A 10,069-nucleotide genomic window follows, 5' to 3' on the forward strand; every position below is an offset into this window, starting at 1 on the left:
ATCGACGCCGGCGCGGACCTGGTGATCGGATCACGCTACGTGCCCGGCGGCAGCGTCGAGAACTGGCCCTGGCAGCGCCACGTGATCTCCCGAGGCGGCAACGTCTACTCCCGGATCATGCTGGGGGTGGGCATCAAGGACATCACGGCGGGCTTCCGGGCCTACCGCAGCGAGTCCCTGTCACGCCTGGACATGGACGCGATCGAATCGAAGGGGTACTGCTTCCAGATCGACATGACCTGGCGTCTGTTGAACGCCGGGGGCACGGTCGTCGAGGTCCCGATCACCTTCACCGAACGCACCGTCGGGCACTCCAAGATGAGTGAGTCCATCTTCCGCGAGGCCGCTGTGAACGTAGCGCGATGGGGTTGGGAGAAGCGACGCGGACAGCTGAGATCGCTCGTCCGGCGCTGACCCCGCCCGCGAAATCAGGACGCCCCCGGCCCCGTCGAGGGGCCGGGGGCGTCCCGGCGGGGTCGGGCTCTTCTAGCGGGCGCCAGCGCGCCGACGCTTCTTGAGGATGTCCATCCGCTCCTTGAGCAGGTCCTCCAGATCGTCGAGCGACCGACGCTCGAGGAGCATGTCCCAGTGGGTGCGCGGCGGCTTACCCTTCTTGACCTCCACCGACGGGCCATCGATGAGCTGGCCCTCCTGGCCGTTCTTGCACATCCAGGTGCCGGGGATCTCGGCGTCGTCGGCGAACGGGACCTCGTACACCTCGCCGTTCTCCGTCTGGTACCTGGCCATCCGCCGGGGCGCGAGATCGGTGTCCCGGTCGGTCTCGTAGCTCACCGCACCGAGGCGGCTGCCCCTGAGGACTCGATCTGCCATGCGAACTCCTTCTACCGTGTTCGTCCGTCTTTTCAGCTGACTGCCACATGACATCCTGTGACACGACGCTGTCGTGTTCCTGGTCATGTAACGCCAGGTGACCCCCCGAATGTTCCCACGGCACACGGCAGCAGGCCAGCCGGGGACCCTCTCGGTACCCTGACCACCGTGGACACCGGCGCCCCCTCCGAGCTCCCCCCGCCCCGGCGGGGTGAGGCCTCGTGCGCGTGGTGCGGGCGTCCGGTCGACGAGGGGAACACGGGTCGACGACGACGGTACTGTCGTCGCTCCTGCCGTCAGCGCGCCTACGAGCAGAGGCAGTCACTGAGGGTCCGCGAGCTGCCGGAGGGGACGGTGGTGCTCTCGGACTCCGAGTCGACGGACCTCATGGACCGCATGTTCCAGCTCAGGTGTGCGTGTGAGGACCTGCACACCGCGATCGTCGAGGGGGAGGACGCCGCCGAGTTGGCGCGGATGTCCGGCGACCTGGTGGCCGCTGCCCGGCGCGCCGAACGTTTGAGGTGAACAGGGCCGGCGAGGTGCTGGTAGTGCTGTGGCACCGCTGGCACCTGTCCGTCACGGGCGTCATCGTCGGAGCACTCGCCGCCTGGGCCTCGCTCATGCCGTCGCTTCTGCCTCGAACCTGGCAGTACCAGGGCTTCGTCACCGGTTTGTCCATGCTGGTGGGATACGGGGCCGGCATCGCGGTGCGGACCGTGTGGAAGAGACTGGTGAGTCCCCGCGTGACTCTCGGTCCTGCGCTGCTGGACCTCGGCGACCGGGTCGTGGCGTTCGCGCGGTTGTCCGCGCCTTACGTCTTGATCGTCTACCTCATCACGGCCACGGCCACAGCTGTCCGGTGGCAGGACCAGGTATCGGATCTGGTCGCGTCGCCCAGACCTCCGTGGAGCGATTACATGCGCGCCCCCTGGGTTGCTCTTGCCGTCTTCGTGGTGCTCTTGATCGCATGCCGGGTGATCCAGGCGGCCTATCGGGGATTCGTACTGCTCGTCCGTCGCAGATTCGCCGTGGGGGAGAACTCGGCCCGGATCACCGGGATCGTGGTGGTGGCCGCCCTCATGGTGGGCGTGGCGCAAGGAGTGATCCCGCGCGCGTTCTTCCAGACCGCCAACCGGGTCTTCAGCGTGCAGAACGACCAGGACCTCCCCGGCGCGCAGCGCCCGACGGCCAGCGAGCGATCCGGGGGGCCGGGGTCCCATGTCGACTTCGAGGACCTGGGCAGGCAGGGGCGCCGCTTCGTCAGTGGCGGTCTCGGACGCGCGCATCTGAGCGACCTGTTACGGGAGGATGCACGCGAGCCCATCCGGGCCTATGCCGGGCTGGAGTCCGCACCTACCGACGACGAGCGCGCGCGACTCGTGGTGGCCGAGCTGGACAGGACCCGTGCCTGGGAGCGGGGATCGGTGGTGATCGCCCCCACTACAGGGACCGGATGGATCAATCCGCACGCCGCGCAGGCCATCGAACTTCTCTCCGGTGGGGACGTGGCCCTGGTCGGCACCCAGTATTCCTACCTTCCGAGCTGGATCTCGTTCCTCGCCGATCGCGAGAAGGCGGAGACCGCCGGGAAGGCACTCATCGATGCCGTGGTCACCTGGCGTGACTCCCTGCCGTCCGACCGTCAGCGGCCGGCACTCTACGTCTACGGCGAGAGCCTGGGCACCCAGGCCGGCGAGGCCGCCTTCTCCGGACTCCGGGATATCCGCGCCACCGTGGACGGAGTCCTGTGGCTGGGACCACCGCATTCCAATCGGATCTGGAGTTCTCTGGTCGAGCGGCGGGATCCGGGAACGCGGGCGGCCGAACCGGTCTACGCCGACGGTCTACTGGTCCGCTTCTCGGAGGATCCGGCCGAGTTCCGTGGTGACGACACCTCGTGGATCCCACCGCGCGTACTCTATGTCCAGCACGCCACCGACCCCGTGGTGTGGTGGACAACTGATCTGTTGTTCGCGCGGCCGGACTGGCTTGCCGAGCCGCCGGGCAGAGGCCGACACCCGGGGATGCGCTACCTTCCCGTCGTCACCTTCTTCCAGGTCACCGCGGACTTGGGCAACGCCATCGGTGGATCCCAGGGATACGGTCACCTCTACGATCGCCAGATCTTGGACGGGTGGGCCGCCGCCACGGGGCGGCCCGGATGGGACGAGGACGAGTTCGAGCGGTTTGCGCGGCTGCACGCGACCGCAATGGAACACCAGGAGCGCGGCTAGGCATCCCGCCCCCGGCCGGGTGCCCGGCGTCCTACGGTTGACGGCACACACCCGCAGCGAGGAGAAGCCCCCGTGAGTGACCACATCGCCGATTCACACGACGTCATCCGTGTCCGGGGGGCGCGGGAGAACACACTGAAGTCGGTCGACGTCGACCTGCCCAAACGTCGGCTCACCGCGTTCACCGGCGTGTCCGGTTCAGGTAAGAGCTCCCTGGTCTTCGCCACGATCGCCGCCGAGTCCCAGCGGATGATCAACGAGACCTACAGTGCGTTCCTGCAGGGCTTCATGCCCACCCTCGCTCGCCCCGAGGTGGATCTTCTCGACGGTCTCACCACGGCCATCGTGGTGGATCAGGAGCGCATGGGTTCCGACCCCCGGTCGACGGTCGGTACGGCGACCGACACCGGCGCCCTGTTGCGCATCCTGTTCAGCCGGCTCGCGCAGCCGCACATCGGCGGGCCCAAGGCGTACTCGTTCAACGTCGCCTCCGCCAGCGGCGTGGGCACGCTGAAGAAGGCGGACGGCAGCCGGCAGAAGGCGGAGTTCTCCATCACCGGTGGGATGTGCGTGACGTGCGAGGGGCGGGGGTCGGTGTCCGATTTCGACGTCGACGCCCTCGTCGACAGGTCCAGGTCGCTCGCCGAGGGCGCCATCACGGTGCCCGGGTACTCGATGGACGGGTGGTACGGGCGCATCTACGCGGGGTCCGGGTTCTTCGACATGGACAAGCCTGTCCGGGACTTCACCGAGCAGGAGATGCACGATCTGCTCCGGAGGGAGCCGGTCAAGATCAAGGCCGACGGGATCAACGTGACCTTCGAGGGTCTGATCCCGAAGATCCAGAAGTCGATGCTGGCCAAGGATGTCGAGGCGATGCAGCCGCACATCCGGGCGTTCGTCGAGCGGGCGGTGGTGTTCACCACCTGTCCCGACTGCGGGGGTACCCGCCTCAACGAGGGTGCACGGTCCTCCCGGATCGGGGAGCTGAACATCGCCGACGCCTCGGCGATGCAGATCACCGATCTCGCCGAGTGGCTCCGCGGACTCTCCGAGCCTTCTGTCGCCCCACTGCTCGCGGCTCTACAGCACACCCTGGACTCCTTCGTGGAGATCGGACTGGGCTACCTCTCGCTGGACCGTCCGGCCGGCACCCTCTCCGGCGGCGAGTCGCAGCGGGTCAAGATGATCCGACACCTGGGATCGGCACTGACGGACGTGACCTACGTCTTCGACGAGCCCTCGATCGGGTTGCATCCGCACGACATCCAGCGGATGAACGACCTGCTGCTGAGGCTGCGCGACAAGGGGAACACCGTGCTCGTGGTGGAGCACAAGCCGGAGATCATCGCCATCGCCGATCACGTGGTGGACCTGGGGCCCGGCGCGGGGTCCGCGGGGGGCGAGATCTGTTACCAGGGGTCGGTCGCCGGGCTCCGGGAGAGCGGCACCGTCACCGGCCGGCACCTCGACGACCGAGCGTCGCTCAAGGCCGAGGTGCGCACGGCGACCGGCCGCCTCGAGGTGCGGGGCGCGACCGCCCACAATGTCCGCAACGTGGACGTCGACATCCCGCTGGGCGTGTTGTGCGTGGTGACCGGTGTGGCGGGCTCCGGGAAGAGCTCACTCATCCACGGGTCGGTGTCCCCGCGGCCCGGTGTGGTCGCGATAGACCAGACCGCGATCCGCGGTTCCCGCCGCAGCAACCCCGCCACCTACACCGGGCTGCTCGACCCCATCCGGAAAGCCTTCGCCAAGGCCAACGGGGTCAAACCCGCGCTGTTCAGCCCCAACTCCGAGGGCGCGTGCCCCACCTGCAAAGGGGCGGGGGTGATCTACAGCGACCTCGCGCTGATGGCGGGGGTCGCCACGACGTGTGATGACTGCGAGGGGCGGCGTTTCCAGGCCGAGGTACTGGAGTACCGGCTGGGGGAGCGCAACATCGGTGAGGTTCTCGAGATGTCGGTGGCCACGGCCGAGGAGTTCTTCCGCGAGGGACCATCCCGGATCCCGGCCGCGCACACGATCCTGCTCCGGCTCCGCGATGTGGGGTTGGGCTACGTGCGACTCGGACAGCCGTTGACCACACTGTCCGGAGGGGAGCGGCAACGGCTCAAGCTGGCCGCACAGATGGCGGACAAGGCGGAGGTCTACGTGCTCGACGAACCGACCACCGGCCTGCATCTGGCCGACGTCCGGAATCTGCTGGGAATGCTCGACCGGTTGGTCGACGCGGGCAGGTCCGTCGTCGTCATCGAGCACCATCAGGCCGTGATGGCCCACGCCGACTGGATCATCGACCTCGGTCCCGGGGCCGGCCACGGTGGTGGCCGCGTCGTGTTCGAGGGCACGCCCGCCGAGCTCGTGGCGGCCCGATCCACGCTCACCGGTGACCACCTCGCGCAGTACGTGGGGCAGACCACCGGACCCGCCACCAGCTGAGGTCCGCCGTCGCTCAGCCCGCTCGACCGAACCTCTTGTGCAGCGCCTGCTTGCTCACTCCCAGGACGACCCCGATCTCCGCCCAGCTCAAGCCGTGCAGTCGGGCGTGCCGGACGGCCGCGGACTCCTCGCGAGCGAGTGCGGTCTTCGCCTCCGCGATCGCAGCCAGACGCTCGACCGGGTTGGGCGCGTTGTCGTCGTCATCGAAGGTCGTCTCCACATTCCTCACCTCAGTCGTCAACCTACATTGACGACCGCCGAACGTCAACTAGCGTTGACGTTCCGTGCGGGCGGAGTAGGGTCGGAGCCGTGCCCGCCAACCGCTACCCGGAGATCGCGTTCGGCTCCGCCGCGCGCGCCCGGCAGGCGTCGGTAGGTCTCACCCGGCCGCAGGGGGCCGGCGAGTTCAGCCTCGACGGCACCGATTCCGCGCTGATCCGGCGGGCAGACCACTTCGTCCTGTCCAGTGTCACCGAATCCGGATGGCCCTATGCCCAGCACCGCGGCGGTCCCGCAGGGTTCGTCCACGTCCTGACGCCCACGTCGCTGGCGTGGGTGGAGTTCCACGGCAACCGTCAGTACGTCACGGTGGGCAACGTGGACCACGACGGCCGCGTCTGCCTCCTCTTCGTCGACTACCCCACGCGGTCCCGGCTCAAGGTGTTCGGGCACGCCCGGATCGTCGAGCCGGACCGGGACCCCGAGCTGGTGGATCGCCTGCGGACGATGGGGGAGAGGACCTACACCGGGCATGTCGAGCGGGCGATCATCGTGGACCTGGTCGCCGCCGACGCCAACTGCAGCAAGCACATCACACCCCGCTGGGATCGCGCGTACATCGACGACCTCACCGCGGTCTACCGTCGGCACATCGAGGAGTTGCGGGAAGGGTGAGACGTGGGATCCTTCGACATCAAGCGGGAGCGCAAGGACCTCTACAACGGGAGAGTGGGAAGGTTCGACCTGGTCCAGGTGCCGTCGATGAGGTTCCTCATGGCCGACGGTCGCGGCGACCCCAACACCTGCGCTGACTACGCCACCACGCTCGAGGCGCTGTACACGTGTTCCTACGCCGTGCGGGCGATGGCGAAGGACGATCTGGGGCGCGTCCACACCGTCGGCCCACTCGAGGGACTCTGGTACGCCCGCGATCTCGAGGTGTTCACAGCGCGGAACAAGGACGCGTGGGAATGGACCATGATGATCTGGCAGCCCGACTGGGTCACGGCGGACATGGTGGCCTCCGCCGTGGACAAGGTGACGGCGAGGAAGCCGGCGGTCGCCGTGGACCGGGTCCGACTCGAAGAGTTCGCCGAGGGCCCGGCCGTCCAGACCCTGCACGTCGGACCGTACGACGCGGAGGGGCCGGTCATCGCCCGGATGCACGAGGAGATCATCCCCGGCCGCGGCCTGATCCCCACAGGGCACCACCACGAGATCTATCTCTCCGACGCGCGCAGGACCGATCCGGCCCGACTGCGGACGATCCTGCGCCAACCCGTGGCGACGGCGGGGGAGCACGGTTCAGGTGCGGGTAGAAAGAACTCATGACTGCAACCGACGGGTTCCCCGACGCCTCTTCCGAAGCCGCGAGCACCTTCGTCCGGGCCTCCGGACTCGTCGTCGACGAGGTGACCGCGACGAGCCTGTCGGGACACGCGGACCTGGGCGGCGATCATCTCACCGCGTGGGGGACCGTCCACGGTGGTGTGTACGCCAGCATCGTGGAATCCGCGGGCGGCGCCGGCGCCGGAGCCGCCGTGGCCGACCTCGGCCAGATCGCCGTGGGCGTCCACAATGGCACCGACTTCCTGCGGGCATCGACCGGTGGACGGGTCGAGGTGCGCGCGGAGGCCCTGTTCCAGGGGCGCAGCCAGCAGTTGTGGGATGTGGTGATCAGCCAGACCGAGGGCGGGAAGATCCTGGCCAGGGGCCAGCTCAGGCTACAGAACGTACCGCGGCCGGACGCCGTGTAGCGTGCCTGGTCGCGTCCGGGGCGGCCATCATCAGGCGTCGATCATCGGGCGTCCGCACGACCCAGGGCAGCGACGACACCCCGCGCCAGTCGGCGCAGCTCGACCAGGTCTCCCGGAGGCATGTCGAGCTTCTCCACCAACGCGCACTGGATGCGTCCGGCCTCCTCGCGCAGTGCGCTGCCCGGACCGGTGAGTGAGACGGTGACGCTGCGGGCGTCCCTGCCCGCCCTGCTGCGGGAGACCAGTCCAGCGGCTTCCATCCGCGAGAGCAGAGGGGAGAGGGTGCCGGAGTCGAGGTACATCCGCTCGCCCAGCTGTCGGAGCGTCAGACCGTCCTCCTCCCACAGGGCCAGCAGCACCAGATACTGGGGATAGGTGAGTCCCACCGCGGCCAAGGCCTCCCGATACGCCGCGGTCGACGCCCTGGAAGCGGCATAGAGGGCAAAACAGACCTGCTGGTCGAGACGGAGATCGGCGTCCATGACTCCAGTGTCCCGCACAAGTCGATTGCGCACAATTGAGTTGTGCGCAATACTTCTGCCATGAACCGAACTCCGGGAAACCGCCAGGCCGGACCCGCCGGCATCACGACGACCCGGCGTAGGGGTCGGGCAGCGGAGGGGGCCCGCCACGTGGGTCGCTGGACCCTCGGCGCAGGGCTGGCGGGCGCCGGGGTGGGGCACCTGACCACCCTCCGTGAGGAGTTCCAAGCTCAGGTGCCCGGATGGGTTCCCCTGGACCCGGACGTCGTGGTGCTGGCCTCGGGAGTCGTGGAGATCGGGCTGGGCGCGGCGCTCATCCTGGCTCCTATGCGTGTCCGGCCCGCCGTGGGGTGGATCACCGCCGGCTTCTTCGTGGCGATCTTCCCCGGGAACATCTCGCAGTACGTCACCGGCACGGACGCCTTCGGACTGGACTCCGACCGTGCCCGTCTGGTCCGACTGTTCTTCCAACCCCTGTTGGTGGCGTGGGCGCTCTGGTCGACCGGAGCGTGGCGCGCCTGGCGGAACCGACGCACCTGATCACCGATTTCGCCGACCAGGTCGCCCGCGAAGCCCACAGGAGTCGTCCTGGGGAGCCGGGTCCACTCACGCCGGTGCGGGGGAGAAGAACCTCCAGATCTCGCCGGGAGCGTCGTAGCGGGCCCCGCCATCTCGCCCCCACCTGCCGGACAGCGTGGGGAAGGAGTGGCCGACGCGATCCACCATCACCAGGCGCACCGGAGCGGGCCCCTCCCACGTGATCGTCTCCGCGTCCCCCTCCCGGGTGACCATCGGGGTGGCGCCGCCGGCGAGGATCCCGTTGTACCGGGCGAACCACTCCGCACCCTCCACGGCGGACATGACCTCGCCCCGGGAAGCCGCGGTGAGTCCCGATCCCACGCGGACCTCACCACCATCGATCGGGTTGATGGGATCCTGTCGCCCCTGCACGAACATGATGGGGACCGGGTCACCCTGCACCTCGCAACCGAGGTTGTCCGCGGTCGGGGGATTGGCGGCCACGGCCGCGACCCCGTCGACCAGGTCCGGCGCCTCGAGGGCCAGGCGCATGGCCATGTGACCACCGGAGGAGAATCCCACCGCGTAGACAGGACCGGTCGACCCCACCGACTCGGCAGCCTGTCGCATGAGACCCAGATCGTCGAGGTCCTCGTCCTTGGCGGGCCAGTCTCCCTCGACGCGGCACTCGTTCCAGTTGTTCTGGTGACCGTCGACGTAGACCACCGCGAACCCCTCCTCGTCGGCCAGTTGCTCGAGATCGGGTCCGATCCCGTTGCGGATCCCCGAAGCGGTGTCCCCGGTCCCGTGGATGACCAGGAGGGCGGGGGCCGAGGGATCACCCACCGCGGCCGGCGGACGGTAGACCGTCCACGTCCGGGTCCGCTCGTCCAGCACCGTCGAGTGGCTGGTGAGATTCTGCGACGCGTCCGCCGGGATCGAGGCGGACGGGTCGCGATCGACGGTCCTCGACGCGCAGGCGGCAGTCGTCGTAGCGAGGGCGAGGCACGCCAGAGCCCTGGCCGTTCGGGGGAACACCGAGTGGGTCATCTCTCGAGTGTGCGTGATCTGCCGTTGGCCCGGCCCCCTGGCCGGCCCTGAGTAGACTCTCACCCCATGCGTATCGATGAGTACCGTCGCCACGACGCCCTCGGCCTGGCCGCCCTGGTCCGGTCCGGGGAGGTGACGGCGGGCGAGTTGCTCGAGGTCGCGGTGCAGCAGGCGGACACCGTCAACCCGCACCTCAACGCCATCATCAACCGGATGGACGCCCGGGCCCGCGACCGGGCGACGGAGTCGCTCGACGGACCCTTCGCCGGAGTTCCCTTCCTCATCAAGGATCTGGGCCAGGACTACCGGGGGGTGCCGACCAGCGGCGGATCGCGGCCCCTGTCCCACATTCCGGCGGCCGAGCACTCGACAGTGGTCCAGCGCTGGCTCGACGCGGGACTCGTCATCTTCGGCAAGACCAACACCCCCGAGTTCGGGGCGAAGGGAATCACCGAACCGGACCTCTTCGGGCCCGCCCGCAACCCGTGGGACACCACCAGGACGCCCGGCGGCTCCTCGGGAGGGTCGGCCGCCG

12 protein-coding genes and 1 pseudogene are annotated in these 10,069 nt (G+C 68.8%); 9 read left to right on the forward strand and 4 right to left on the reverse strand.

Features of this window, described 5'->3' with window-relative positions:
- Positions 1 to 414, forward strand: a pseudogene (locus G6026_RS17560) (dolichol-phosphate mannosyltransferase); the annotation flags it as partial.
- Between the two features lie 72 nt (positions 415 to 486).
- On the opposite strand, the gene G6026_RS14625 reads toward G6026_RS17560, so the two are convergent.
- Positions 487 to 831 carry an RNA polymerase-binding protein RbpA gene (locus tag G6026_RS14625; RefSeq protein ID WP_107756432.1) on the reverse strand — a complete coding sequence of 115 codons (345 nt, stop codon included), beginning with the start codon at positions 829 to 831 and terminating at the stop codon, positions 487 to 489.
- A 168-nt stretch (positions 832 to 999) separates the two neighbouring features.
- Between G6026_RS14625 and G6026_RS14630 the strand changes: the two genes are divergently transcribed.
- The 3 genes from G6026_RS14630 to G6026_RS14640 all read left to right on the forward strand — a co-directional run bounded on the left by G6026_RS14630 (position 1,000) and on the right by G6026_RS14640 (position 5,507).
- The gene (locus tag G6026_RS14630; RefSeq protein WP_182613611.1) at positions 1,000 to 1,356 is read left to right on the forward strand and encodes a hypothetical protein; all 357 of its coding nucleotides are present in this window, start codon (positions 1,000 to 1,002) and stop codon (positions 1,354 to 1,356) included.
- Positions 1,353 to 3,065: an alpha/beta hydrolase gene (locus G6026_RS14635; RefSeq protein ID WP_309230227.1), complete on the forward strand. Its 1,713-nt coding sequence runs from the start codon at positions 1,353 to 1,355 to the stop codon at positions 3,063 to 3,065. The genes G6026_RS14630 and G6026_RS14635 overlap by 4 nt, the downstream gene beginning before the upstream one ends.
- Before the next feature lie 72 nt (positions 3,066 to 3,137).
- On the forward strand, positions 3,138 to 5,507 hold the full coding sequence (locus G6026_RS14640) for an excinuclease ABC subunit UvrA (RefSeq protein WP_107756430.1): 2,370 nt from the start codon (positions 3,138 to 3,140) through the stop codon (positions 5,505 to 5,507).
- 13 nt (positions 5,508 to 5,520) lie between these two features.
- Here the strand turns inward: G6026_RS14640 and G6026_RS14645 are convergent, their stop codons facing one another.
- The gene (locus tag G6026_RS14645; RefSeq protein WP_107756429.1) at positions 5,521 to 5,727 is read right to left on the reverse strand and encodes a sigma factor-like helix-turn-helix DNA-binding protein; all 207 of its coding nucleotides are present in this window, start codon (positions 5,725 to 5,727) and stop codon (positions 5,521 to 5,523) included.
- An 89-nt stretch (positions 5,728 to 5,816) separates the two neighbouring features.
- Here G6026_RS14645 and G6026_RS14650 point away from each other — a divergent pair, with 89 nt between their 5' ends.
- Genes G6026_RS14650 through G6026_RS14660 form a run of 3 tightly spaced genes read left to right on the forward strand, consistent with a single transcriptional unit; the run spans position 5,817 to position 7,483 of the window.
- Positions 5,817 to 6,401 (forward strand): pyridoxamine 5'-phosphate oxidase family protein, encoded by a 585-nt coding sequence (locus tag G6026_RS14650; protein WP_107756428.1) that lies wholly within the window; start codon positions 5,817 to 5,819, stop codon positions 6,399 to 6,401.
- A 3-nt stretch (positions 6,402 to 6,404) separates the two neighbouring features.
- Positions 6,405 to 7,058: a GyrI-like domain-containing protein gene (locus G6026_RS14655; protein ID WP_107756427.1), complete on the forward strand. Its 654-nt coding sequence runs from the start codon at positions 6,405 to 6,407 to the stop codon at positions 7,056 to 7,058.
- Positions 7,055 to 7,483, forward strand: coding sequence for a PaaI family thioesterase (locus G6026_RS14660; protein ID WP_107756426.1), 429 nt, complete (start codon positions 7,055 to 7,057; stop codon positions 7,481 to 7,483). Before G6026_RS14655 ends, G6026_RS14660 begins: the two co-directional genes overlap by 4 nt.
- A gap of 41 nt (positions 7,484 to 7,524) precedes the next feature.
- On the opposite strand, the gene G6026_RS14665 is transcribed toward G6026_RS14660, so the two are convergent.
- The gene (locus tag G6026_RS14665; RefSeq protein WP_107756425.1) at positions 7,525 to 7,965 is read right to left on the reverse strand and encodes a MarR family transcriptional regulator; all 441 of its coding nucleotides are present in this window, start codon (positions 7,963 to 7,965) and stop codon (positions 7,525 to 7,527) included.
- 60 nt (positions 7,966 to 8,025) lie between these two features.
- On the opposite strand from G6026_RS14665, the gene G6026_RS14670 reads away from it, so the two are divergent.
- Positions 8,026 to 8,505, forward strand: coding sequence for a hypothetical protein (locus G6026_RS14670; protein ID WP_241726039.1), 480 nt, complete (start codon positions 8,026 to 8,028; stop codon positions 8,503 to 8,505).
- A gap of 66 nt (positions 8,506 to 8,571) precedes the next feature.
- Here the strand turns inward: G6026_RS14670 and G6026_RS14675 are convergent, their stop codons facing one another.
- Positions 8,572 to 9,534 (reverse strand): hypothetical protein, encoded by a 963-nt coding sequence (locus tag G6026_RS14675; RefSeq protein ID WP_182613612.1) that lies wholly within the window; start codon positions 9,532 to 9,534, stop codon positions 8,572 to 8,574.
- A gap of 66 nt (positions 9,535 to 9,600) precedes the next feature.
- Between G6026_RS14675 and G6026_RS14680 the strand changes: the two genes are divergently transcribed.
- A partial coding sequence (locus tag G6026_RS14680) for an amidase (RefSeq protein WP_182613613.1) occupies positions 9,601 to 10,069 on the forward strand: 469 nt, incomplete at its 3' end.

The organism is Dietzia sp. DQ11-38-2, assembly GCF_014145055.1.
Taxonomy (GTDB): domain Bacteria; phylum Actinomycetota; class Actinomycetes; order Mycobacteriales; family Mycobacteriaceae; genus Dietzia.

Excerpts from the sequence above, each read along its gene's own strand:
- G6026_RS14625 (WP_107756432.1), bottom strand. The coding sequence starts at position 831 with ATGGCAGATCGAGTCCTCAGGGGCAGCCGCCTCGGTGCGGTGAGCTAC.
- G6026_RS14660 (WP_107756426.1), top strand. The coding sequence starts at position 7,055 with ATGACTGCAACCGACGGGTTCCCCGACGCCTCTTCCGAAGCCGCGAGC.
- G6026_RS14665 (WP_107756425.1), bottom strand. The coding sequence starts at position 7,965 with ATGGACGCCGATCTCCGTCTCGACCAGCAGGTCTGTTTTGCCCTCTAT.
- G6026_RS14670 (WP_241726039.1), top strand. The coding sequence starts at position 8,026 with ATGAACCGAACTCCGGGAAACCGCCAGGCCGGACCCGCCGGCATCACG.
- G6026_RS14675 (WP_182613612.1), bottom strand. The coding sequence starts at position 9,534 with ATGACCCACTCGGTGTTCCCCCGAACGGCCAGGGCTCTGGCGTGCCTC.